The sequence below is a fragment of the Sphaerisporangium sp. NPDC051011 genome, assembly GCF_040653595.1.
Classification (GTDB): domain Bacteria; phylum Actinomycetota; class Actinomycetes; order Streptosporangiales; family Streptosporangiaceae; genus Sphaerisporangium.
Window position 1 is genome coordinate 208727 of record NZ_JBFAGG010000010.1, and the last position, 24465, is coordinate 233191.

Here is a 24465-nt window from a genome sequence, read left to right on the forward strand (position 1 = left end):
TCCCCCGGGGAGTACCCTCGGGGGACTTCGCCGTGTCAGGGCGGCGCATGGGCGGGGCGGGAATCTCCGACGCCTAGGATCTGTTGAGGCGACTGGCATCGACGAACAGGTAGGAACAAGGCCGGGGCCGGTCGCGGCGACGCGTCCCGGCGGGTCGTACCAGGGAGTCGAGCGAGTGACCACCCACGGGCATGAAAGGCCAAAGAGCGTGAGCGACGTCCGCAATGTCATCATCATCGGGTCGGGGCCGGCCGGTTACACGGCCGCGGTCTACGCCGCGCGCGCGGACCTGAATCCGCTGGTGTTCGAGGGCTCCGTCACCGCCGGTGGCGCGCTCATGAACACCACGGACGTCGAGAACTTCCCCGGCTTCCCCGACGGCATCCTCGGCCCCGAGCTGATGGACAACTTCCGCAAGCAGGCGGAGCGGTTCGGCGCCGAACTCCTGGCCGACGACGTGATCGAGGTCGACCTCACCCAGACCCCCAAGGTGGTCAAGACCCACACCGAGACCTACTACGCGAAGACCGTGATCGTCGCGACCGGTTCCGGGTACCGCCAGCTCGGCCTGCCGAGCGAGAAGCGGCTGTCGGGCCGCGGCGTGTCGTGGTGTGCGACGTGTGACGGCTTCTTCTTCCGCGACCAGGACATCGTGGTGGTCGGCGGTGGCGACACGGCCATGGAGGAGGCCACCTTCCTCAGCCGGTTCGCCCGGTCGGTGACGGTGGTCCACCGGCGTGACACGCTGCGGGCCAGCAAGATCATGCAGGACCGCGCCTTCGCGAACGAGAAGATCCGCTTCATCTGGGACAGCGTGGTCACCGACATCGTCGGCGACACCAAGGTCAGCGCCGTCAAGCTCCAGAACCTCAAGACCGGCGAGGAGACCGAGCTTCCGGTGACGGGCGTCTTCATCGCGATCGGCCACGACCCGCGCAGCGAGCTCTTCAAGGGCCAGATCGAACTGGACGACGAGGGCTACGTCGTGGTGGACGCGCCGACCACCCGGACGAACGTCGACGGCGTCTTCGCCGCCGGCGACGTCGTCGACCACACCTACCGCCAGGCGATCACCGCCGCGGGCACCGGCTGTTCCGCGTCGATCGACGCCGAGCGCTGGCTCGCGGACCACGCCGCCGCCTGACGCGCGCCACGCCACCGCCTACCAGTTAAGGGAGAGAACCTTGGGCGAGATCAAGTCAGTGACCGACGCCACCTTCGACGCCGAAGTCCTCAAGAGCGACAAGCCCGTCCTCGTGGACTTCTGGGCCGAGTGGTGCGGTCCGTGCCGCCAGGTGGCGCCGATCCTGCAGGAGATCGCGACCGAGCACGCCGACAAGCTCACCATCGTCAAGATCAACATTGACGAGAATCCTCAGACTCCGCGGGACTACGGCGTACTCCAGATTCCGACCCTGAACGTCTATAAGGGTGGAGAGGTCGTGAAGCAGATCATCGGCGCAAAGCCGAAGGCCATGCTGCTGCGCGAGCTCGACGGCGTCATCTGACGCCCCTGCGGCTCCGACGAGCCGTACCACCGCTTCCGAGCGGCACACCCCACCCAGGAGCCCCCCACGTCCGATGGCGCGGGGGGCTCTGTGGCGTTCTGGACTGGTTCGTCGGGGCCGGGTCCCGGGAGGCTGAGAGCGCCTCAGACGGGGCGCAGCGCGCGTTCCGGGGTCATGGAGCCCAGCAGCCGTTCCAGGGCCACCTCGACGTCCTCACGCCATGAGGCGGCGGTCTTCAGCTCCAGCCGGAGACGCGGGTAGCGCAGATGCGGGCGAACCGTCTTGAACCCGACCGCCAGTAGGTACTCGGCGGGGATGACGCACCCGGGCTCCTCCCACTTCAGGTCGCCGAACGCCTCGATCGCCCGGACACCGCGCCGCGTGAGATCCTTCGCGACGCCCTGGATGAGCATGCGCCCGAGGCCGCCGCCGGAGAACTCCGACACGATGTGCGCGGTCATCAGCAGGACGGCGTCCGCGCTCACCGGCGAGGTGGGGAAGGCGACCGAGCGCGGGACGTACAGCGGGGGAGCGTACAGGACGAAACCGGCCGGCACTCCGTCCACGTAGCAGATCTTCCCGCAACTGCCCCATTCCAGGAGCGTCGCGGAGATCCATGCCTCTTTTTCCAGCCCGGGGTCTCCCGCCATCTGGGCGCGTTCTCCGCTGACCGGGTCGAGTTCCCAGAACACGCACCGCCGGCAGCGGCGCGGTAGATCATCAAGATTGTCGAGCGTGACGTTCACGAGCCGGCGCGACACCTCAGGGCCCCCAATCCTTGCGAGACGAGCGCGAGTCATGGCGAGAAAGCGCACGAATTACGGGCGTCTCCAGACTGGCATGGTAGCCGAGTGAAAGCGGCGTACGGCGGTCCTGGCCCTCGACCCGCACGGGGTTCCTCGCCCGGAACCCCCAATGCAGCGCGCAAATTGTTCGCTTTGCCCGCGAAAGGCGCTCTAAGTGAAGTAATTACCCAGGGCCTGGCCGTTCACTGCCGTACCCTGGTGTCTTCGCAAGGACCTAGTCGGCTACGACGAGGAGGTGGACCGTGACGCAAGAGCAGGATCACGGTCGGAGCACGGCGGCCCACGGGTCGCGCATCGACGCCTACATCGACCGGTACGCAGCACGCGCGGCCGGGATGGTGGCCTCCGAGGTCCGAGCTCTTTTCGCCGTCGCGTCGAGGCCCGAGGTGGTCTCGCTGGCCGGCGGCATGCCGTACGTCACGGCCCTCCCCCTCGACAGCGTGGGCGAGCTCGTCGCCGACCTGGTCGCCCGGCGCGGCACGGTGGCGCTCCAGTACGGCTCCGGCCAGGGCGATCCCGCCCTGCGCGAGCAGATCTGCGAGGTCATGCGCCTGGAGGGCATCGAGGCGAACGCCGACGACGTCGTCGTCACCGTCGGGTCGCAGCAGGCCCTCGACCTGGTCACCCGCATCTTCATCGACCCCGGCGACGTCGTGCTCGCCGAGGGGCCGTCCTACGTCGGCGCGCTCGGCACGTTCGCGGCCTACGAGGCGTCCGTCGTGCACGTCGCCATGGACGACCACGGGCTCGTCCCCGAGGCTCTCGCCGAGACGATCGCGTCGGTGGCGCGCCAGGGCCGCCGCGTCAAGTTCCTCTACACCATCCCCAGCTTCCAGAACCCCGCGGGCGTCACGCTCAGCGCCGAACGCCGCCGCCAGGTGATGGAGATCTGCCGCCGCGCCGGCCTCCTGGTCGTGGAGGACAACCCCTACGGGCTGCTCGGCTTCGACGGCGACCCCATGCGGGCGTTAAGGGCGGACGACCCGGACGGCGTGGTCTATCTGGGGTCGTTCTCCAAGACCCTGGCCCCGGGTTTCCGCGTCGGCTGGGCACTCGCGCCGCACGCCGTCCGCGACAAGCTGGTGCTCGCGATGGAGTCGGCCGTGCTCTCCCATTCGAGCTTCGCCCAACTCGCCGTCGGGCAGTATCTCGCCACCCAGCCGTGGCGCGAGCAGATCAAGTCGTTCCGCGAGCTCTACCGCGAGCGCCGTGACACCATGCTCGCCGCGCTGGAGGCGCTCATGCCGCCCGGCTGCGTCTGGACGCGGCCCGCGGGCGGCTTCTTCGTGTGGATGACGCTGCCCGAGGGCCTGGACTCCAAAGCGATCCTGCCGCGCGCCGTCGCCGAGCGGGTGGCCTTCGTCCCTGGCACCGGCTTCTACGCCGACCGCTCGGGCGCCCGCAACATGCGCCTGTCGTACTGCTACCCCGAGCCCGACCGCATCCGCGAGGGGGTGCGGCGCCTGGCGGGCGTGATCCAACAGGAACTGCTGATCCGCGACACGTTCGGCACGGGCTCGGCGCCGACCCACTCCGGGGTCGACACCCCCGGACCCGACCTAGCCTGAATACATCACCTGGTGATGCCCCCGTCCCGGCCGGGCGGGGGCGCCTCCCTCTATCCATCGAAGTAAGAAAGGTCCTCGATGAGCGATCTCGGCCATGTGCTCGTGCTGGCGGGCGGGTTGTCGTACGAGCGGGAGGTCTCCCTCCGCTCGGGCCGCCGGGTGAGCGAGGTGCTCCGTGCCACCGGGATCGACGTCGAGACGCGTGACACCGACGCGAGCCTGGTGCCCGCAGTCCTCGCCGACCCGCCGGATGTCGTTTTCGTGACGCTGCACGGCGGAAGCGGGGAGGACGGCGCGATCCGCTCGGTTCTGGAGCTGCTCTCGGTGCCGTACGTCGGGGCGGCGCCGGACGCGTGCCGCATCGCCTACGACAAGCCGACCGCCAAGACCGTCGTACGCTCGGTCGGCGTGCGCACCCCCGAGGCCGTCGTTCTCCCCAAGGAGACCTTCCACGACCTCGGCGCGGCCGCCGTGCTGGCGCGCATCATCGACCGGCTCGGGCTGCCGCTGTTCGTCAAGCCGTCACGCGGCGGCTCCGCGCTCGGCGCGTCCATCGTCCGTAAGGCCGACGAGTTGCCCGCCTCCATGGTCGGCTGCTTCGCGTACGGCGACACCGCGCTCGTCGAGCGGTACATCGAGGGCGTGGAGGTCGCGGTGTCCGTCGTGGACGTCGGCGAGGGGCCGGTGGCGCTGCCGCCCGTCGAGATCGTTGCCAACGAGGGCGTGTACGACTACTCCGCCCGCTACACCGCCGGGCACACCGAGTTCTTCGCCCCGGCGCGGCTGCGCCCCGAGGTGGCCGACGCGTGCGCCCAGATGGCCATCACCGCGCACACCGCGCTCGGCCTCCGCGACCTGTCGCGGACCGACATCATCGTCGACGCCCAGGGCCTCCCGCACTTCCTGGAGGTCAACGTGGCGCCCGGCATGACCGAGACCTCCCTCCTCCCCATGGCGGTGGAGGCCGCCGGTGAGGACCTGTCCGCGATCTGCGCGTCCCTGCTGCGCGCCGCCGTCCGCCGCGCCTCGGCCGAGTAGGCGTCGCCGCGGCGCCGTGCCATCACGCGGCGCCGCGACCGGCCATCCGGCCCGGATCGAGATCAGGGCGGCGGCGTAGCCTGGCGGCGTGATCGAGACCTTTTACGCCAAGAGCTTCGCCAGTGACAATCACGCGGGGGCGCACCCGTCCGTGATCGCCGCGGCGAGCGCCGCCAACGACGGGGACGCGCCCTCCTACGGCGGCGACCCGTGGACGGACGCCCTCGATGGTCAGATTCGCGCCGAGTTCGGCGACGCGGCCACGAGCCTGGTCGTCCTCAACGGCACCGGCGCCAACATGGTGAGCCTCAGCCTCATGCTGGGGCGGCGCTACGAGGCGGTCATCTGCCCGGAGACCGCGCACATCGCCACGCACGAGGCCGGCGCGAGCGAGCACGTCCTCGGCGTCAAGCTGATCACCGTCCCGGCACCCGACGGGAAGCTCACGCCCGGAGACGTGACCGCCCGGGCCGCCGACCCGGCGGACTTCAATCTGGTGCAGCCGAAGGTCGTCTCCATCTCCCAGGTGACCGAGCTCGGGACGTGCTACACGCCGGAGGAGGTCACCGCGCTTGCGGAGACGGCGCACGCCCACGGCATGCTGCTCCACGTGGACGGCGCCCGGCTGGCCAACGCCGCCGCCTTCCTCGGGTGCTCGCTGCGCGCGCTGACCACCGACGCCGGAGTGGACGTGGTGAGCTTCGGCGCGAGCAAGAACGGGGCGATGGTCGGGGAGGCGGTGATCGTGCTGCGTCCCGGGCTGGCGGAGGGCGGGCCGATCCTGCGCCGGCAGACGCTCCAGCTCGCGTCCAAGATGCGGTTCGTCTCGGCGCAGATCTCGGCTCTGCTCACCGACGAACTCTGGCGCCGGAACGCCGTCCACGCGAACGCCATGGCCCGCAGGCTCGCGGACGCCGTCGAGGACCTTCCAGGGCTGACGATCCGCTGGCCGGTCCAGTCCAACGCCGTCTTCGCGTCCATCCCGGCGGAGGCGACCGCCGTGCTGCAGGCCCGCTTCCGCTTCCACGTCATGGACGGCACCGCCCGCTGGATGACCGCGTTCGACACCACACCCGAGGACGTCGACACATTCGCAATGGCGATCCGCCAGGCCCTCAAGGACTGACCTCGTTCGAACCCGCCGAGCCGAAAGCGAGGCCATAGGCCCGTTCGGGGCGCGGCGGTGTTCTGGAGGAGGGAGGAAGGGTGAGGAGCGAGCCCTTCCGAGTGACGACGGAAGAACGCCGCCTGAAGGGCGCCCCGAACCCGCCGTGCCGAAGGCGCGGCCATAGGCGCTGTGTTTCACGTGAAACGGTGCGGGGATCGCCCGGCCGGGCCTCCCCGCTACACGAGGAGCGTTCAGTCGTCCAGGCCGTGCACGGAGCCCGCGGCTCCGGGAGCCATGGCGCTGATGATGCGTTGGAGATCGTCCATGGTGGCGAACTCGACGACGATGCGGCCCTTGTGCCGGCCGAGGTCGACCTTCACCCGGGTCTCGAAGTGGTCGGAGAGCCGGGTCGCGAGGTGCGCCAGCGTGGGGTCGGCGGCCTCCTTGGCGCGGCGGGCCCGGGGTGCCGGGGCCGCGGTCGCCTCCCCCATCGAGACGATCTCCTCGACGGTGCGGACGGACAGCCCCTCGGCGACGATGCGGGAGGCGAGGTGCTCCTGCGCCGCCGGGTCGCTGAGCGCGAGCAGTGCCCGGGCGTGGCCGGCGCTGATCGTGCCGGCCGCCACACGCAGCTGGACGTTGCCCGGCAGGTTGAGCAGCCGCAGCGTGTTGGTGATGTGCGAGCGCGAACGGCCGATGCGCTGGGCGAGCTGCTCGTGGGTGGCGCCGAAGTCGTCCAGGAGCTGGCGGTAGGCCGCGGCCTCTTCCAGTGAGTTGAGCTGCTCCCGCTGGAGGTTCTCGATGAGCGCGTCCCGGAGCATCGCGTCGTCCTGGGTGTTCCGGACGATGGCCGGGACCTCCGTGAGGCCGAGGAGCTTGGAGGCCCGCCAGCGCCGCTCCCCCATGACCAGCTCGTAGCGATCTTCGCCCAGAGACCGCACGACGATCGGCTGGAGGAGGCCGACCTCGCGGATGGACTCGGCGAGCTCGGCGAGGGCGTCGTCGTCGAAGATCTCCCGGGGCTGCCTCGGGTTCGCGGTGATCGCCTCGACGGGGATCTCCATGAAATACGCGCCCGCGACGGGCTTGAGTCCGCCGTCCACCGGGGTGGTCTCCGGGACCGCGCCCACCCCGGCGCTCGCGCTCACGTCGGCGCCCGCGCCCGTACTCGTGCCCGCGCTCGGCGGCGCCTCGACGATCGGCCCGGTGGGGATCAGGGCTCCGAGCCCCTTCCCCAATCCACGCCTTTGCTGCCCCACGACTCCTCCTTGCCCGACGGCCTGTTCACGCGGAGACGGCCGCCGTCATCGCCGCCTCTGCCGCCGCGTCCTCGACTTGATCCTCACGTACCGGTCGGGCCTGGCGCGTGCTCCTCCACGCGGAGGGCACCGGCCGCCGGACCGGATCAGTGCCCCGCCACCGTGGCCCCCCGGAAGGCGAGCTCGCGCGCCGCGTCCATGTAGGCCATGGCCCCGCTGGAGCCCGCGTCGTAGGTCAGCACGGACTGCCCATAGCTGGGCGCCTCGGACACCCGGACGCTGCGGGGGATGACCGTGTTGAGCACGGTGTCGCCGAAGTGCGAGCGCACCTCCTCGGCCACCTGGGACGCCAGCCGTGTACGGCCGTCGTACATGGTGAGCAGGATCGTGGAGACGCGGAGCGCCTGGTTCAGGTGCACGCGCACGAGCTCGACGTTCTGGAGGAGCTGGCTGACCCCTTCCAGCGCGTAGTACTCGCACTGAATCGGGATCAAGACCTCCTCCGCCGCGACCATGGCGTTGACGGTGAGCAGGCCGAGCGAGGGCGGGCAGTCGATGAGGATGTAGTCGAGCTCGTTGACGTCGTATGCCTCGAGCGCCCGCTTCAGCCGGGCCTCGCGCGCGACAAGGGAGACGAGCTCGATCTCGGCGCCGGCCAGGCCGATCGTCGCCGGAGCGCAGAAGAGGTTGGGCATGTCGGGCACCGGGCTGACGATCTCCTTGAGCGGGAGATCTTCGACCAGGACCTGGTACACGGACGGGATGTTCCCGCGGTGCTCGACCGAGAGCGCCGTCGAGGCGTTGCCCTGGGGGTCGAGGTCGACGACCAGGACCCGCTGGCCGTGCATCGACAGCCCCGCGGCGAGGTTGACCGCCGTCGTGGTCTTGCCGACACCGCCCTTCTGGTTGGCGATGGTGATGATGCGTCGTCGCGGAGGTCGGGGCCAGTCGCCTTCCGACATGCCTGAGGAGTAGCCGATCGAAGCGGCCACGGGAGCTGACGGAGCTGTTTCACGTGAAACCACTGAGCTGAGCGCCTCTCGGACCAGCGGCGAATCGCCGGGGTTAAGGGGGGACTGTGTCACGGCCGTCGTCCTTTCAACCGGCACGGCGGGTGGGGTTGCCGGCCAGCCAAGGCCGGACGGCCTCCCGCTTGTGGCGGAGACATGACTACCCGGCCAGCCAAGGCCGCCTGCCGTATCCGGCATAACCGTCACCTCTTCCGCCGACGCCGCGTAGCCTGCGCGCGTCGAGCTGGCGAGCGTCCGGCGACCACCCGGACAAGAGTCGCGGGCGGATCGACCTTACCGCGCCCGACCGTGACAAGTTCGGCGGTCTGCACCCCATATGCCTGCAATTGTTGCCTTGCGGCCTCCAATTCCTCGGCGGCACGCTCCCCCTTCATCGCCAGGAGCTCTCCGCCCTCACGAAGCAGGGGCATGGACCACGAGAGCAGGCGGTCGAGCGGCGCGACGGCGCGGGCGGAGGCGACGTCGAAGACGCGCCTGCCGGCGAGCTCCTCGGCACGCCCCCGCAGCACCTCCACGTTGTCCAGCTTCAGACCCTGCACGCACTCTTCGAGGAACGTGGTCCTGCGCAGCAGGGGTTCCAGCAGAGTGACCTGGACGTCAGGCCGGACGATCGCCAGCACCACCCCGGGAAGGCCCGCGCCCGAGCCGATGTCGACGAGGTGCGCGGCCTCCGGCACGACCTCGGCCACCACGGCGCAGTTCAGCAGGTGCCGGTCCCAGATGCGGGGGATCTCCCGCGGCCCGAGCAGCCCTCGGACGACGCCGGGCCCGGCCAGCATCTCCGCGAAATCCTGGGCGCGGGGCCACGCCTCGCCGGTGAAAACCTCGCGCGCCACAGCGGGCGCGTCGGGCAGCTCGTCGCTTTCCGCCATCACTCACTCAACTAGAACGGTCACAACATCTCCGCGTAAGGGTAGCCGTCCCAGCACTGCTCGTCGGTCCGACGCGACGGAGGTGACGAGGACCTGACCGCGGCGAACCGGCGCGCGGAGCGGGCGAGGACGTCCGGACGTCCGGCGGCGCGGGGGAGCAGGCCGGGTCATCGGCGGGTCATGAGCAGGGCAAAGATCGCGAAAACCGGCGAGAGCCGCCGCCGGGCGCGTAGGGCCGGTGGGTTACAACGGAGGGGACGCATCGGGTTGCCCGGCTCCTCCGCGACAGGAAGGAGCCCGGAAAGCCGACAGGCCGCCGATCCCCTCAGGATCGGCGGCCTGCGTACGTCCACCTACGACCCGCCCCGCCCTGCCCGGCGCGGGTCGTTCACACTCAGGTCGCTCAGGCGGGAAGGACGACGACGTAGCGCTCGGGCTCCTCGCCCTCCGACTCGCTGCGCAGCCCCGCGGCGGCGACCGCGTCGTGCACGATCTTGCGCTCGAACGGCGTCATCGGCTGGAGCGACTTCGCCTCGCCGGACCGCTTGACGTCCTCGGCGGCCTTGGCGCCCAGCTTGCTGAGCTCCACGCGACGGCCCTGGCGGTAACCGCCGACGTCGAGCATGAGCCGAGAGCGCTCGCCCGTGCGCCGGTGCACGGCCAGGCGGGTCAGCTCCTGGAGCGCCTCCAGGACCTCGCCGTTGTCCCCGATGAGGTCACTGCCCTTGATGTCGACGATGGAGACCAGGGCGCGGTCGCCCTCGACGTCCATGTCGATGTCGCCGTCGAGGTCGGCGATGTCCAGCAGCCCTTCGAGGTAGTCGGCCGCGATCTCGCCCTCCTGCTCCAGGGCGGCGACGTCGGGGGCGGCCTTGACGGCCTGCGGGGCCTGTTCCTCGTTGACTTCTGTCACGTCCGGACTCCTTTAGACAACCGGCTACGACTTCTTGCTACCTGTGCGCTTGCTGCGCGGCTGCCTGGTGGGCTGCTGACGAATGATCTTCTGCTCGGGCTCGGAAGGCGCGTCCTGAGGCGCGTCCTGGACCTTGGCGGCCCTGCTCGGCAGGATCTTGCTCAGCAGCCCCGGCTTGGGCTCAGGCTGCACCACGTTGCCCTTGGCGTCGACGATCGGCATCGGGTGGCGCCTGTAGAACCAGTGTTGCTGACCGAGCGTCCACAGGTTGGTGGTGACCCAGTAAAGGATAAGCCCGAGCGCGAAGTTCAGGCTGAACACCGCGAAGAGCGGCGAGATGTACATCAGGATCTTCTGCTGCTGCGCCATCGGGTTGTCCGGCATCTGCGCCATGGATCGGCTGACGCTCTGCCGGACCGTCAGGAAGGTCGTGGCGGAGCTGATCGCCACGAAGATGCCGAGCACGACCTTGGTGATGATCGGGTCGGCCCCGAACGCCTCGATGTCATGGGCGCTGGTGAAGAACGTCGACGGCACCGGCGCGCCGAAGATGTGCGCGGCACGAGCGCTGTCGACCATCGCCTGGGACATGCCGTGGGCGGCCTTGTCCTCGGCGATGGCGCGCAGGACCGTGAAGACGGAGATGAAGATCGGGAACTGGGCCACGATCGGGAGACAGCCGCCGAGAGGATTGGCGCCCGCCTCCTGGTAGACCTTCATGACCTCCTGGTTCATGCGCTGCTTGTCGTTCTTGTACTTCTTGCGCAGCTCTTGGACCTTGGGGGCGAGCTCCTGCATCTTCCTGGAGGAACGCATCTGCTTGAGGAAGAGCGGGAAGATCAACAGTCGCATCAGCACGGTGAGCGTGATGATGGTGAGGGCCCAGTTCAGCCCGTTGTCGGGGGGGATGATGGCGCTGTAGGCCCCATGAATCCAGGCGATCACCGTAGCGACCGCCGTATACAGCGGCTCCAGGAATGTCAGCTCCACCGAGCTAGCTCCCTTGCGTTTCGTCGTGGGACCGAACCGGGCGCGGAGGCACCGGGTCGTAACCTCCCGGGTGGAAGGGGTGGCAACGCCCGATTCGCCTGACGGTCAGCCACAGCCCCCGCGCGGCGCCATGGACGGCGATCGCTTCGAGGCCATAGGCACTGCAGGATGGTTCGAAGCGGCATCGCGGCCCGAGGAGGGGGCTTATGAAGGCTCGATAGAACCGGATCGGGCCGATGAGGACCCGAGCGGCCAGGGATACCGGCGGGGGCGGTTGGCTCACGCCGGCGCCCGGCGGCGGTGCCGGCGTCGCGACCCGCTCACCGGCCCCCGTGTCAGGGCTTGTCATGATCGTCCATCCGTCGCGGCCGGACGATGAGGCCGCCGTTCAGGCGACCGCCGCCCGATCAGTCGATCCAGCGCGACGTCGAGCTCGGCGGCGAGGTGCTCGCTTCGCGCGGACGCCGCCTGTGGATTGGCGCGTACAACAAGCAGGCTACCTCTAGGGAGACAGTGCAGGCGGTGCCGCATCAGATGGCGCAGCCGACGTTTGACGCGGTTCCGCACGACCGCGCCGCCGACGGCCTTGGAAACCACGAAGCCCACCAGGGGCGGGGCCTGTGGATCGCCCTGGGTGCTCAGGTGGGCGACCAGGGTGGGGCGTCCGGCGCGTCTCCCTCCACGGATCGCGTTCGCGAACTCTTCACCCCGCCGCATGCGGGAGGCGGACGGCAGCACGAGCGGACCTGCTTTCAGACCTGCACGGGCCCGGGTACGGCTATCGCCCGCCGGTCAGTCCCGGCGGGCGAAAGAACACGCACCGGACGCTCCGCGCCGTCAGGCGGAGAGCTCCACGCGGCCCTTGCGACGACGGGCGGCGAGGATCGCGCGACCGGCCCGCGTGCGCATGCGCAGCCGGAAGCCGTGGGTCTTCGCGCGGCGACGGTTGTTCGGCTGGAAAGTACGCTTGCTCACGAGTGGGCTCCAGGCTTGAGTTCACCCGCACGCGGTGCGGAGTGAGTGAAACACAGGGCAAAGCTTGCCGGATGCGCGGGCACGCCGAAGTGCCGTCGCGCGACAAGCCGACCGTCGTACGTTACGGGGCAGGCGGGGCAAAGGTCAAACCGGACGGGTGTCCCCGCGAGTCCGCCGCAGGTTATCCACTATTCCACAGCCCCTTTATCCACCGGCGCCCCGTCATCCACAGCATGTGCATCGTGTCTTCCCCAACCTGCCACTAGGCTGTGGACAACGTCTTGAACAGGGGTGTGCACAGCGCTACTGTCGGCCCTCCGGAACCTTCCCTCCCGCTAGTCAAAGTGCCTGGAGGCTCCTCCGAGGGTTGTGGAAAGAGTGTGGACCCGATGTGGACCACCGAAAGGAGCCTGCGGACAACGCTGTGGGGACAGCCGCGAGGCCCGGCACCGACGGAGCCTGCTCCGATGGGCGTCCATGTGGATAACGAACCGCGGCGAGCTTACGGGGGCCGCGTTGAGGGAGGAGGGGCCGACCAATGGATGGCGTCGACCTCGGCTCGTTGTGGGCCCGAGCGCTGGAGAGCTTCTCGGAGGGACGGGTCTCGTCCCAGCAGCGCGCGTGGCTGAACCTGACCCGGCCGTTCGGGCTGGCCAACGACACGCTCATCCTCGCGGCGCCCAATGATTTCGCCAAGGACGTCCTGGAGACGAAGCTCCGCCCGATGATCGCCCAGGCGCTCTCCCAGGAGTTCGGCCGGCCGATGCGGGTGGCCGTCCTGGTGGACCCGCTCGCGGGCTCCGGCGACGCGCCTCCCTCCTCGGGGACGGGTTATCCCCAGAATCCCGCTCCGCGCGGCGAGGGTTATCCCCAGGGTGGACAACCGCAGCAGGGATACGGACAGCCTGGTGGCCAGGGGTCCATGGGCCATCCGCCGTATCGCGATCAGGGGATATCCACCGACTATCCACAGGCTCGCCCACAGGGCCAGCAGTTCTCCTACGGCTATGGGGACAACTCCGAGGGCTCCTACGGCGACGCGCCCGCCGGCCCGTCCCAGAGTTATCCACAGGAGGGTTACCAGCGGCAGGACGGCTTCGACCGGCAGGGCAAGGGCGGGCTCGACCAGCCCCTGGCCCCGCAGCAGGACGCCGCCGCGTCCGAGCAGCCCTTCCCGCGTGACGACGCCGCGCAGCGCTATCCCCACGGCGATTCCCCGCAGCCCTTCCCCCGTGGCGAGGGCTTTCCGCGCGGCGAGGCCCAGCAGCGTTTTCCCCGGTCTGACCAGCCGTTTCCCCGTGGCGAGGCCGCCGAGCCGTACCCGGCGGAGCCTCGGGGCGACTCCTCACAGCCCTTTCCCCGGGTCGAGCCGCCGCAGCCGTACGCGCGAGGCGAGGCCGGGCAGCCGTACTCCTCTCCCATCGGGGGATACGCCACACAACCGTCGTATCCGGGCAGGCCGGAGGCACAACCGCCGCGTCCGCGCCAGGATCCGGACAACTTCGACCGGCCGCCTGTGCAGAACCGCTGGGACGGCAGGGGCGGCAAGCCCAGCGAGCCCGCCCGGCTGAACCCTAAGTACACATTCGAAACGTTCGTCATCGGCGCGTCCAACCGGTTCGCGCACGCGGCCGCCGTCGCCGTGGCCGAGGCGCCGGCCAAGGCGTACAACCCGCTGTTCATCTACGGCGATTCGGGGCTGGGGAAAACCCACCTTCTGCACGCGATCGGGCATTACGCGCAGCGGCTGTACGACGGCGCGCGGGTGAGGTACGTGAGCTCGGAGGAGTTCACCAACGACTTCATCAACTCGATCCGCGACCACAAGGCGGACGGGTTCCGCGCCCGGTACCGGGCTGTGGACATCCTGCTCGTGGACGACATCCAGTTCCTGGAGGGAAAGGAACAGACCCAGGAGGAGTTCTTCCACACCTTCAACACCCTCCACAACGCCAACAAGCAGATCGTCATCTCCAGCGACCGGGCGCCCAAGCAGCTGGTCACCCTGGAGGACCGGCTTCGCAACCGGTTCGAGTGGGGGCTGATCACCGACGTGCAGCCGCCCGAGCTCGAGACGCGCATCGCGATCCTTCGCAAGAAGGCGATCCAGGAGGGGCTCGCCGCGCCCGGTGACGTGCTCGAATACATCGCGAGCAAGATCTCGACGAACATCCGTGAGCTGGAGGGCGCGCTCATACGGGTCACGGCGTTCGCGAGCCTCAACCGCCAGTCGGTCGACCTCCAGCTCGCCGAGGTCGTACTCAAGGACCTCATCACCGAGGACTCCAGCACCGAGATAACGATCGCGACGATCATGGCGCAGACGGCGGCCTACTTCGGGCTGTCCATCGACGACCTGTGCGGCAGTTCGCGCTCGCGCGTGCTGGTCACGGCCCGGCAGATCGCCATGTACCTCGCCCGCGAGCTCACCGACCTCTCGCTTCCCAAGATCGGCCAGCAGTTCGGCGGACGCGACCACACCACCGTCATGCACGCGGAACGCAAGATCCGGTCGCTGATGGCGGAGCGCCGGTCGATGTACAACCAGGTCACCGAGCTGACGAACCGCATCAAACAGAACTCCCGTAGCGCCTGATGATCCACAGCCTGTGGATAACTCTGTGGATCAGGGCACACTGCCGATGAATGCCTCGAAATCGGCGCACGGGAGGCGAACAAGCAAGCGACCGGCCGGGAAACCTGGTTACCGACCCTGGGGACAACTCTGGGGACATCCTGGGGAAGACCTGGGGACTACTCGTGGACGACCTGTGGACGGCCTGTGGGTAGCGTCGGAGCCCCCCTCCGAAATGTCCGTCCTACCCCGTGGATAACCGGTGGAAACCTCGTGGATGACCGGTGGATGAAGGGCCCCGAATCTGGGGACGGCCTGTGCGTAACCTTCCGTCATCCCCAGGCCGGGCTCGGATACCCACCGGTCATCCCCAGGCCCGGTGGATAACAAAAGGCCTCTGAGCTGGGAAGACAGTAGACTTCCACAGTATCCACGGCCCCTACTTAGATGACCTGTATCTCTCTCTACTAAGAACTCAAGACCCATAGAAGGGTTCCGGAGGTGCGCCCGTGCCCGAGGGTGAAGACTTGCACCAAGGGCGCGGAGCGCCTGAGCCGGGACGAAGACCGCGATGCCCAGCGACCGACACACCGATACACAGCTCATCAACAGGAGGCGGATCCACGTGATGTTCCGGGTCGAACGAGACGTGCTGGCAGAGGCGGTGGCGTGGACCGCGCGCAGCCTGCCCGCGAGGCCGTCGGTGCCGGTGCTCGCCGGCATGCGGCTGGAGGTCACCGACCAGCAGCAGCTCAAGCTCTCGGGATTCGACTACGAGGTGTCCGCCGAGGTCACCCTGGAGCTGCAGACCGGAGACCCGGGGCTGGTTCTCGTCTCCGGCCGCCTTCTCGCCGAGATCACCCGAGCCCTTCCCGCACAGCCTGTGGACTTCGTGGTGGAAGGCGCGAAAGCAGTGGTCACCTGTGGAAGCGCCCGGTTCACCCTGTTGACGATGCCCGCCGAGGACTATCCCTCGCTGCCCGCGATGCCCCCGGCGGCCGGCCGGGTGGGCAGCGACATCTTCTCCTCCGCCGTCTCCCAGGTCGCCGTGGCGGCGGGCAAGGACGACACGCTGCCGATGCTCACCGGCGTGCGCATGGAGATCGAGGGTGACACCGTCACCCTCGCCGCGACCGACCGTTACCGCCTCGCCGTCCGCGAGCTCAAGTGGCAGCCGGACCAGCCGGACTTCTCGGCCATCGCGATGATCCCGGGCCGCACGCTCGCCGACACCGCCAAGTCCCTGACCACCGGCGCCGAGGTCGAGATCGCGCTCAGCTCCACCGGCGGCACCGGCGAGGGCATGATCGGGTTCTCCAGCGCGGGCCGTCGCACCACCACCCGGCTGCTCGACCCCGAGTTCCCCAAGTACCGCTCACTGCTGCCGACCGAGTTCTCCGCGCACGCCGACCTCGCGACCTCCGCGTTCGTGGAGGCCGTCAAGCGCGTCGCGCTGGTCGCCGAGCGCAACACGCCGGTGCGGCTGGCCTTCCACGGCGGCGAGGTCGTCCTTGAGGCCGGCAGCGGCGACGAGGCGCAGGCGGTCGAGGTGCTGCCGGTCGACTTCGACGGCGACGAGATCAACATCGCCTTCAACCACCAGTTCCTGCTCGAGGGCCTCGGCGCGATCGACTCCGACGTCGCGCGGCTGCAGTTCACGACGTCCACGAAGCCCGCGATCCTGACCGGAAAGCCTGTGGACGACGGCATCACGCCCGACTACCGGTACCTCATCATGCCGATCCGGCTGTCCAGCTAGGATCCCGGTCGGCCCGTCTGATCCGACTCCAATTGGACAGGGCCCTGATTGGACAGGGCGGGGCGGGGTACGGCGCGAGCGGTGCGTCGTGGATGATGAATTTCTTCATCGAGGGGTGACAGGCATGCAGATCGGCATGATCGGGCTTGGCAAGATGGGCGGCAACATGGCCGAGCGGCTGCGCCGTGCCGGTCATGACGTGGTGGGGTACGACCGCGACCCCAAGGCCAGCGACGTCGGCAGCCTCCGCGAGCTCGTCGAGCGCCTGAGCGCCCCTCGCGTGGTCTGGGTGATGGTTCCGTCCGGCGGCCCGACCAGGGCGACGATCGAGGAGCTCGGCGAGCTTCTCTCCCCCGGCGACGTCGTCATCGACGGCGGCAACTCCCACTACCTGGACGACCAGAGGCACGCCGAGCACCTCGGGGCCAAGAGCGTCTCGTTCGTGGATGTCGGCGTGAGCGGCGGCGTCTGGGGCCTGCGTAACGGTTACGCCCTGATGGTCGGCGGCGAGACCGAGGTCGTGAACAAGCTGATGCCGATCTTCGAGGCGCTCAAGCCCGAGGGTGAGGACGGTTTCGTCCACGCCGGCAAGGTCGGCGCCGGCCACTTCGCCAAGATGGTCCACAACGGCATCGAGTACGGCGTGATGCAGGCGTTCGCGGAGGGCTGGGAGCTCCTGGAGGCCACGGACACCGTGACCGACGTGCCCGGCACCTTCAGGAGCTGGCGCACGGGCACGGTGATCCGCTCCTGGCTGCTCGACCTGCTGGTCCGCGCCCTGGAGGAGGACAAGGACCTGGCGGAGCTGAAGGGCTACGCCGAGGACTCCGGCGAGGGCCGCTGGACGGTCCAGGCCGCGGTCGACCACGCCGTGCCCCTGCCCGCGATCACCGCGGCGCTCTACGCCCGGTTCTCGTCCCGCCAGACCGACTCTCCCGCGATGAAGATGGTCTCGGCCCTGCGCAACCAGTTCGGCGGCCACGCCGTGTCCTCCGCCGAGGGCCAGCACGCGAAGGGGGCCGACGCGCCGGGCGCCGACGTCGTCCCGCCGGTGGAAGCGCAGCGCTGAGCCGGGCCGCCCCTTCTGAGGCCCTCCAAGGGTCCCAGGGCTCCCGCGCGCGCATCGTCCAAGTCCGTTTGGGTGCGCGCCGGCTCAGGGCCCTCCTGCGCACCACAGGCCCCTGGAGGCGCCTACGGCACGGCGGCCCATGACCGGGCGCGCGGAGGCCGCCGGGACAAGTTGTGCCCATGTTGTCGTAGGGGCCCACTAACCTTCGTGAGGTGCATGTCGCCCACCTGTCGCTGACCGACTTCCGGTCCTACTCCTCCGTGGAGCTGGAGCTGGAGCCCGGGGTGACGGCGTTCGTGGGCCCCAACGGCCAGGGCAAGACCAACCTGGTCGAGGCGCTCGGCTACGTCGCGACGCTGGGAAGCTTCCGGGTGGCGACCGATGCCCCGCTGGTCCGCCAGGGAGCCGCACGGGCGATCATTCGTTCCGTGGTGGTCCGCGACGACCGCCGCGCCATGGTCGAGCTGGAGATCAACCCGGGCCGTGCCAACCGCGCCCGGCTCAACCGCTCACCGGTGCCGCGGCCGCGCGACGTCCTCGGCCTGCTGCGCGTGGTGCTCTTCGCGCCCGAGGATCTCTCGCTGGTGAAGGGAGACCCGTCCGACCGGCGCCGGTTCATGGACGATCTGCTGGTGTCCCGCGCGCCGCGCTTCGCGGGCGTCCGCGCCGACTACGACCGCGTGCTCAAGCAGCGGAGCGCCCTGCTGCGCAGCGCGATGCAGGCGCGGCCGGGCAGGCGGCAGAGCCCGCGCCACCAGGAGGCCGAGGCCGGGTTCTCGGCCGCCGGCGCCGGAGACGCCCTGTCCACGCTGGAGGTCTGGGACGTCCACCTCGCCCGGCACGGCGCCGAGTTGCTCGCCGCGCGGCTGGAGCTGGTGGAGGCGCTTCGGCCGTACGTCGCGCGGGCGTACGCGCTGCTCGCCCCGGCCTCCGCCCCCGCCGGAATCGAATACCGCGGCACGCTGTCCACGGTTTCCACAGGGGTGGGCGAACCGGGGGATACCGGCGCAGGCCCGCCGTCCACAGGTCCGGCGGCCCCTGTGGCCGACCGCGCGGCCCTGGAGGAAGCCCTGCGTGCGGCCCTGCTGGAGGCGCGGTCGGCCGAGCTCGAACGCGGCGTGACGCTCGTCGGCCCCCACCGCGACGACCTCTTCCTCAGCCTCGGTGAGCTTCCCGCGCGTGGTTACGCCAGCCACGGCGAGTCGTGGTCGTTCGCGCTGGCGCTCAGGCTCGCCGCCTACGACCTGCTGAGGGCCGAGGGCGGCGACCCGGTCCTGATCCTCGACGACGTCTTCGCCGAGCTGGACAGCCGCAGGCGCCGCAGCCTGGCCGACATCGTGAGCCCCGCCGAGCAGGTGCTGATCACCGCCGCGGTGCCCGAGGACGTCCCCGCGCAGCTCGCGGGTGCCCGGTTCGACGTCGCGGAAGGGAGCGTCACCCGTGTCAAATGACTTCGGCGCCGAGACGCCGGCGGTGACGGGGGTGCAGTCCCCGGAGGGCCTCGCCGCGCGCGGGGCCGCCCTGGCGCGCGAGAAACTCGCCCAGGCCAAGGCGGACGCCGCCAAGCGCGGCCGGCTCCCCCGGCGCGAGCCCAGGCGCCGTTCGGCGGTCCGGCGCGACTCCGGCGATCCCCAGCTCTTCGGCCGCGCGATCCGCGATCTTCTGTCCGACCGGGGGTGGGAGCAGTCGGCTGCGGTCGGGGGAGTTTTCGGGCGCTGGCACGAGATCGTCGGCCCCGAGAACGCCCTCCACACCAAGCCCGAGACCTTGGTCGACGGCGAGCTCGTGGTCGTGGCCGATTCGACGGCCTGGGCCACCCAGGTGCGCATGCTGGCGTCCACGCTGGTCAGGCGGCTGAACGAGGAACTCGGCGACGGTACCGTTCGAAGGGTGAAGGTACGCGGTCCGCAGAACGGGCCAAGACCGGCCGGTGGGCTGCGCGTTACCGGAAGCAGAGGTCCGGGCGACACGTACGGCTGAGCGCCCCCTCACCCGCGCCGCCGAACCCCGTGCGGCGGGGTGCTCGCCCCCCGGAAACCGATCAGAATCCCGTTGGCGGTGGTGACCCCCATCCCCGGTGGGGGGATGCCGAAGAGGGTATTCAACGCCCGACAGGCCACCACAGCGGCCGTCAATGCCACCTGATGCGCTTCTGACCGGTAGAATGAAACCGGATTCCGGACACGTCCGCATGCGAGTCACCCCCGGCCACGCGCCGGTACCCCCGGGTGGTCGCATCGAGGCACTCACGACGGTGACGGGCACGGCAGGGGCAGCCCATGATGGCCTCTTCTGTCGCGTGTCCGACGGCAGGAGGATTTGGCACTTGTCCTACGACGCTAGCTCTATCACCGTTCTCGAAGGTCTTGAGGCGGTTCGAAAGCGCCCCGGCATGTACATCGGGTCGACCGGAGAACGGGGCCTGCACCACCTGGTCCAGGAGATCGTGGACAACTCGGTCGACGAGGCTCTCGCCGGGTACGCGAACCACATCGAGGTCACTCTCCTCGCCGACAACGGCGTCCGCGTCGTCGACAACGGCCGCGGCATCCCGGTCGGCATCGTCCCCGGCGAGCAACGCCCGGCCGTCGAGGTCGTGCTCACGGTGCTCCACGCGGGCGGCAAGTTCGACAGCAAGTCGTACGCCGTCTCCGGCGGTCTGCACGGCGTGGGCGCGGCGGTCGTCAACGCCCTCTCCACGCGCCTGGAGGTCGAGGTCAGGAGGGACGGCTACCACTGGCGGCAGTCCTACACCCGGGGCGTCCCCAACGCTCCCCTGGAGCGCGGCGAGCCCACCGACGAGACCGGCACGTCGACCATCTTCTGGGCCGACGGCGGCATCTTCGAGACGACTTCCTGGAACTTCGAGACCCTGTCCCGCCGGTTCCAGGAGATGGCCTTCCTCAACAAGGGCCTGACGATCATCCTGCGCGACGAGCGGGCCGACCACGTCAACGGCGAACCGCACGTCGTGACCTACCACTACGAGGGCGGCATCTCCGACTTCGTCCAGCACATCAACTCGAAGAAGGAGCCCGTCCACGGCTCGGTCATCGACTTCGAGGCCGAGGGCGACGGCATCTCCGTCGAGATCGCCATGCAGTGGAACGCCTCGTACACCGAGTCGGTCTACACCTTCGCCAACACGATCAACACCGCCGAGGGCGGCACTCACGAGGAGGGCTTCCGCGCGGCGCTGACCAGCATCGTCAACCGCTACGCGCGCGAGCAGAAGATCCTCAAAGAGGGCAAGGACGACAACCTCACCGGTGAGGACATCCGCGAGGGTCTCACCGCGATCATCTCGGTGAAGCTGGCGGACCCGCAGTTCGAGGGCCAGACCAAGACCAAGCTCGGCAACACCGAGGCCAAGTCGTTCGTCCAGAAGGCCTGCAACGACTCCCTGCGCGACTGGTTCGAGCGCAACCCGGGCGAGGCCAAGGAGATCCTGAACAAGTCCCTGCAGGCCTCCCGCGCCCGCATCGCCGCGCGCCAGGCCCGCGACCTCACCCGGCGCAAGTCGCTGCTGGAGGCCGGGTCGGGGCTGCCGGGCAAGCTGGCCGACTGCCAGTGGACCGAGCCGGAGAAGTGCGAGTTGTACATCGTCGAGGGCGACTCGGCGGGCGGTTCGGCCAAGGGCGGCCGTGACCCGAAGTTCCAGGCGATCCTCCCGATCCGCGGCAAGATCCTCAACGTCGAGAAGGCCCGCATCGACAGGGTCCTCAAGAACAACGAGGTCCAGGCCCTGATCACCGCGCTCGGCACGGGGGTGCACGCCGAGTTCGACATCGAGAAGCTCCGCTACCACAAGCTCATCCTGATGGCGGACGCCGACGTCGACGGTCAGCACATCACCACCTTGCTGCTGACGCTGCTGTTCCGCTTCATGCGGCCGCTGATCGAGGCGGGGCACGTCTACCTCTCCCAGCCCCCGCTCTACAAGATCAAGTGGGACCGCAAGGGCGAGGACGCCAGCTACGCCTACTCCGACCGCGAGCGCGACTCGATCATCAACGCCGGCATCGAGCAGGGGCGCCGTGACCCGCGCCTGCACGACGGCGTTCAGCGCTTCAAGGGGCTGGGCGAGATGAACGCCGCCCAGCTGTGGGACACCACGATGAACCCGGCCACCCGGGTTCTTCTTCAGGTCACCCTCGACGACGCCGCCCAGGCGGACGAGATGTTCACCGTTCTGATGGGGGAGGACGTCGAGGCGCGCAGGTCGTTCATCATTAGAAACGCACGGGATGTCCGATTCCTGGACGTGTAGCGGCAGCCTTACGGACCATCTCGCTCATCTCGTAAAAGGACACATCACCCGTGACTGAAGTCAACGTCCCGCCGGGGACCCCCGCTGACCGCATCGAGCCTGTGGACATCCAGTCCGAGATGCAGCGCAGCTACATGGACTACGCGATGTCGGTCATCGTGTCCCGGGCGCTCCCCGATGTCCGTGACGGCCTCAAGCCCGTGCACCGGCGTGTCCTCTACGCCATGTACGACGGCGGCTACCGGCCCGACCGCGGATATTTCAAGTGCTCCCGCGTCGTCGGCGACGTGATGGGTTCCTACCACCCGCACGGCGACGCGTCGATCTACGACACCGTCGTGCGGCTCGCGCAGCCCTGGGCGCTGCGCTACACGCTGGTCGACGGCCAGGGCAACTTCGGCTCCCCCGGCAACGACCCGGCCGCCGCCATGCGGTACACCGAGTGCCGGCTCGCGCCGATCGCCATGGAGATGCTCCGTGACATCGACAAGGAGACCGTCGACTTCCAGCCCAACTACGACGGGCGGTCCCAGGAGCCCGTCGTCCTGCCGTCGCGCTTCCCGAACCTGCTGGTCAACGGCGCGGCCGGCATCGCGGTCGGCATGGCGACCAACATCCCGCCGCACAACCTGCGCGAGGTCGCCGAGGGCGTCCGCTGGTGCCTGGAGCACCCGGACGCCTCCGAGGAGGAACTGCTCGAAGCGCTGATCGCCCGCGTCAAGGGGCCCGACTTCCCCACCGGCGCGCTGATCGTCGGCCGCCGTGGCATCGACGACGCGTACCGCACGGGGCGCGGCTCGATCACCATGCGCGCCATCGTCGAGGTCGAGGAGGACGCCAAGGGCCGCCAGTGCCTGGTCGTCACCCAGCTCCCCTACCAGGTCAACCCCGACAACCTCGCGCTCACCATCGCCGAGCTGGTCAAGGACGGCAAGATCTCCGGCATCGCCGACGTCCGCGACGAGACCTCCTCGCGCACCGGCCAGCGCCTGGTGATCGTGCTCAAGCGCGACGCCGTCGCCAAGGTCGTCCTGAACAACCTGTACAAGCACACCCAGTTGCAGACGACGTTCGGCGCCAACATGCTGGCGCTGGTCGACGGCGTGCCGCGCACGCTCCGCCTGGACCAGTTCGTCAAGCACTACGTCGCCCACCAGGTCGAGGTCGTCGTCCGGCGCACCCGCTACCTTCTGCGCAAGGCCCAGGAGCGCGCCCACATCCTGAGCGGTCTGCTCAAGGCGATGGACCGCATGGACGAGGTCATCGCGCTGATCCGCCGGTCGCCGTCGGCGGCGCAGGCGGTCGGCGGCCTGATCGAGCTGCTGGAGATCGACGAGATCCAGGCCCAGGCCATCCTGGACATGCAGCTCCGCAAGCTGGCCGCCCTGGAGCGCCAGCAGATCATCGACGAGTACGAGTCGCTGATGACGCAGATCGCCGACTACCAGGAGATCCTGGCGTCGGAATCCCGGCAGCGGCAGATCGTCGCCGACGAGCTCGGCGAGGTCGTCTCCCGGTACGGCGACGAGCGCAAGACCGAGATCATCGCCTACGACGGCGACATGTCCATCGAGGACCTGATCGCCGAAGAGGACATGGTCGTCACGATCACCCGTGGCGGCTACGCCAAGCGCACCAAGACCGACCTGTACCGCGCCCAGAAGCGCGGCGGCAAGGGCGTGCGCGGCGCCCAGCTCCGGCAGGACGACATCGTCGAGCACTTCTTCGTCACGACGACCCACCACTGGCTGCTCTTCTTCACCAACAAGGGCCGTGTCTACCGCATCAAGGCCTACGAGCTGCCCGACGCCGGCCGTGACGCGCGCGGCCAGCACCTCGCGAACCTTCTGGCGATGCAGCCCGACGAACATGTCATGGAAGTTCTCGACCTGCGTGACTACGAGGTCTCGCCCTACCTGGTGCTGGCGACCCGCAGCGGCCTGGTGAAGAAGACCCGACTGGCGGAGTACGACTCCCCGAGGACCGGCGGCCTGATCGCCATCAACCTCCGCGAGGACGACGAGGTGATCGCCGCGCGGCTCGTCTCCGAGGAAGACGACCTGCTGCTCGTCTCCCGGGGCGCCAAGTCCATCCGTTTCACCGCCTCCGACGAGGCGCTGCGTCCCATGGGCCGCGCCACGAGCGGCGTCATCGGCATGCGATTCCTGGACGGCGACGAATTGCTGGCGATGAACGTCGTCAGCGACGGCGACGACGTGCTTATCGCGACCGAAGGCGGGTATGCGAAGCGGACACCCGCGGATCAATATCCCGTACAAGGCAGAGGCGGGCAGGGTGTACTGACTGCGAAGATTGTCAGTGCCCGTGGCAAGCTGGTCGGAGCAGTCATGGTGAGTCCCGAAGACGAGGTGTTCGCGATCACCTCCGCAGGCGGGGTGATCCGTACGAGCGCGGGCGAGATCAAGCAGTCCGGCCGCCAGACCATGGGAGTGCGCCTGATGAACTTGTCGGAGGGGGACAGTGTGGTCGCCCTCGCCCGCAACGCGGAATCGCTGGACGCCGACGAAAACGGGGACAACGCCGATAACGCAGGAAGCAGCGATTCAGCGGACAACGGGGGAGATGACACCGAATGAGCCAACAATCCAACTCGGGTGGCTCCGGCAAACCTCCGGGTTCGCCGAGCCGCAAGCGAAGCACGACGACCACCAAGAGCCCCAGGCCGGCCTCTTCGGTGAACTCGTCGACCCGTAACCAGGTAAC

The 24465-nt window shown here is 69.2% G+C and carries 21 protein-coding genes; 12 read left to right on the plus strand and 9 right to left on the minus strand.

Annotated features, from left to right (window positions below):
* Positions 1–208 precede the first annotated feature (208 nt).
* Together trxB and trxA are read left to right on the plus strand one after the other, a co-directional pair.
* Positions 209–1144 (plus strand): thioredoxin-disulfide reductase, encoded by a 936-nt coding sequence (gene trxB / locus AB0H21_RS24035; RefSeq protein WP_358520282.1) that lies wholly within the window; start codon positions 209–211, stop codon positions 1142–1144.
* 40 nt (positions 1145–1184) lie between these two features.
* Complete coding sequence (gene trxA, locus AB0H21_RS24040) at positions 1185–1508, plus strand: thioredoxin (protein WP_358520285.1); 324 nt, start codon at positions 1185–1187, stop codon at positions 1506–1508.
* 143 nt (positions 1509–1651) lie between these two features.
* Here the strand turns inward: trxA and AB0H21_RS24045 are convergent, their stop codons facing one another.
* Positions 1652–2269 (minus strand): GNAT family N-acetyltransferase, encoded by a 618-nt coding sequence (locus AB0H21_RS24045; protein WP_358520288.1) that lies wholly within the window; start codon positions 2267–2269, stop codon positions 1652–1654.
* Between the two features lie 380 nt (positions 2270–2649).
* Here AB0H21_RS24045 and AB0H21_RS24050 point away from each other — a divergent pair, with 380 nt between their 5' ends.
* The 3 genes from AB0H21_RS24050 to AB0H21_RS24060 all read left to right on the plus strand — a co-directional run bounded on the left by AB0H21_RS24050 (position 2650) and on the right by AB0H21_RS24060 (position 6046).
* Positions 2650–3882, plus strand: coding sequence for a PLP-dependent aminotransferase family protein (locus tag AB0H21_RS24050; protein ID WP_358520629.1), 1233 nt, complete (start codon positions 2650–2652; stop codon positions 3880–3882).
* Between the two features lie 78 nt (positions 3883–3960).
* Positions 3961–4920 carry a D-alanine--D-alanine ligase gene (locus AB0H21_RS24055; RefSeq protein ID WP_358520290.1) on the plus strand — a complete coding sequence of 320 codons (960 nt, stop codon included), beginning with the start codon at positions 3961–3963 and terminating at the stop codon, positions 4918–4920.
* Positions 4921–5008: 88 nt separating this feature from the next.
* Complete coding sequence (locus AB0H21_RS24060) at positions 5009–6046, plus strand: aminotransferase class I/II-fold pyridoxal phosphate-dependent enzyme (protein ID WP_358520293.1); 1038 nt, start codon at positions 5009–5011, stop codon at positions 6044–6046.
* 233 nt (positions 6047–6279) lie between these two features.
* On the opposite strand, the gene AB0H21_RS24065 is transcribed toward AB0H21_RS24060, so the two are convergent.
* The 8 genes from AB0H21_RS24065 to rpmH all read right to left on the minus strand — a co-directional run bounded on the left by AB0H21_RS24065 (position 6280) and on the right by rpmH (position 12068).
* Positions 6280–7287 carry a ParB/RepB/Spo0J family partition protein gene (locus tag AB0H21_RS24065; RefSeq protein ID WP_358520296.1) on the minus strand — a complete coding sequence of 336 codons (1008 nt, stop codon included), beginning with the start codon at positions 7285–7287 and terminating at the stop codon, positions 6280–6282.
* Positions 7288–7433: 146 nt separating this feature from the next.
* Positions 7434–8249: a ParA family protein gene (locus AB0H21_RS24070; RefSeq protein WP_358520299.1), complete on the minus strand. Its 816-nt coding sequence runs from the start codon at positions 8247–8249 to the stop codon at positions 7434–7436.
* A gap of 251 nt (positions 8250–8500) precedes the next feature.
* Positions 8501–9190: a 16S rRNA (guanine(527)-N(7))-methyltransferase RsmG gene (gene rsmG / locus AB0H21_RS24075; RefSeq protein WP_358520302.1), complete on the minus strand. Its 690-nt coding sequence runs from the start codon at positions 9188–9190 to the stop codon at positions 8501–8503.
* A gap of 403 nt (positions 9191–9593) precedes the next feature.
* On the minus strand, positions 9594–10103 hold the full coding sequence (locus AB0H21_RS24080) for a R3H domain-containing nucleic acid-binding protein (protein WP_358520305.1): 510 nt from the start codon (positions 10101–10103) through the stop codon (positions 9594–9596).
* Between the two features lie 24 nt (positions 10104–10127).
* Positions 10128–11093: a membrane protein insertase YidC gene (gene yidC / locus AB0H21_RS24085; RefSeq protein ID WP_358520308.1), complete on the minus strand. Its 966-nt coding sequence runs from the start codon at positions 11091–11093 to the stop codon at positions 10128–10130.
* A gap of 4 nt (positions 11094–11097) precedes the next feature.
* Entirely contained in the window at positions 11098–11376 is a 279-nt protein-coding gene (gene yidD, locus AB0H21_RS24090) for a membrane protein insertion efficiency factor YidD (RefSeq protein ID WP_358520632.1), read from the minus strand.
* A gap of 62 nt (positions 11377–11438) precedes the next feature.
* Complete coding sequence (gene rnpA, locus AB0H21_RS24095) at positions 11439–11831, minus strand: ribonuclease P protein component (protein WP_358520311.1); 393 nt, start codon at positions 11829–11831, stop codon at positions 11439–11441.
* Between the two features lie 99 nt (positions 11832–11930).
* The gene (rpmH, locus tag AB0H21_RS24100) at positions 11931–12068 is read right to left on the minus strand and encodes a 50S ribosomal protein L34 (protein WP_012895733.1); all 138 of its coding nucleotides are present in this window, start codon (positions 12066–12068) and stop codon (positions 11931–11933) included.
* A 538-nt stretch (positions 12069–12606) separates the two neighbouring features.
* Here rpmH and dnaA point away from each other — a divergent pair.
* The 7 genes from dnaA to gyrA all read left to right on the plus strand — a co-directional run bounded on the left by dnaA (position 12607) and on the right by gyrA (position 24338).
* Positions 12607–14664, plus strand: coding sequence for a chromosomal replication initiator protein DnaA (gene dnaA, locus AB0H21_RS24105; protein ID WP_358520315.1), 2058 nt, complete (start codon positions 12607–12609; stop codon positions 14662–14664).
* Between the two features lie 604 nt (positions 14665–15268).
* Positions 15269–16402, plus strand: a complete 1134-nt coding sequence (gene dnaN, locus AB0H21_RS24110; RefSeq protein ID WP_358520635.1) for a DNA polymerase III subunit beta — start codon at positions 15269–15271, stop codon at positions 16400–16402.
* Between the two features lie 31 nt (positions 16403–16433).
* Positions 16434–17471 (plus strand): phosphogluconate dehydrogenase (NAD(+)-dependent, decarboxylating), encoded by a 1038-nt coding sequence (gene gnd / locus AB0H21_RS24115; RefSeq protein WP_358520638.1) that lies wholly within the window; start codon positions 16434–16436, stop codon positions 17469–17471.
* Between the two features lie 212 nt (positions 17472–17683).
* A complete protein-coding gene (gene recF / locus AB0H21_RS24120) occupies positions 17684–18922 on the plus strand; it encodes a DNA replication/repair protein RecF (RefSeq protein WP_358520317.1) in 1239 nt (412 codons plus the stop codon).
* Positions 18912–19451, plus strand: coding sequence for a DciA family protein (locus tag AB0H21_RS24125; RefSeq protein ID WP_358520320.1), 540 nt, complete (start codon positions 18912–18914; stop codon positions 19449–19451). The genes recF and AB0H21_RS24125 overlap by 11 nt, the downstream gene beginning before the upstream one ends.
* A gap of 346 nt (positions 19452–19797) precedes the next feature.
* A complete protein-coding gene (gene gyrB, locus AB0H21_RS24130) occupies positions 19798–21741 on the plus strand; it encodes a DNA topoisomerase (ATP-hydrolyzing) subunit B (protein WP_358520323.1) in 1944 nt (647 codons plus the stop codon).
* Positions 21742–21791: 50 nt separating this feature from the next.
* The gene (gyrA, locus tag AB0H21_RS24135) at positions 21792–24338 is read left to right on the plus strand and encodes a DNA gyrase subunit A (RefSeq protein ID WP_358520327.1); all 2547 of its coding nucleotides are present in this window, start codon (positions 21792–21794) and stop codon (positions 24336–24338) included.
* The last annotated feature ends 127 nt before the right edge of the window (positions 24339–24465 follow it).

Excerpts from the sequence above, each read along its gene's own strand:
- AB0H21_RS24050 (WP_358520629.1), top strand. The coding sequence starts at position 2,650 with ATGGTGGCCTCCGAGGTCCGAGCTCTTTTCGCCGTCGCGTCGAGGCCC.
- AB0H21_RS24055 (WP_358520290.1), top strand. The coding sequence starts at position 3,961 with ATGAGCGATCTCGGCCATGTGCTCGTGCTGGCGGGCGGGTTGTCGTAC.
- AB0H21_RS24070 (WP_358520299.1), bottom strand. The coding sequence starts at position 8,249 with ATGTCGGAAGGCGACTGGCCCCGACCTCCGCGACGACGCATCATCACC.
- rsmG (WP_358520302.1), bottom strand. The coding sequence starts at position 9,190 with ATGGCGGAAAGCGACGAGCTGCCCGACGCGCCCGCTGTGGCGCGCGAG.
- dnaA (WP_358520315.1), top strand. The coding sequence starts at position 12,607 with ATGGATGGCGTCGACCTCGGCTCGTTGTGGGCCCGAGCGCTGGAGAGC.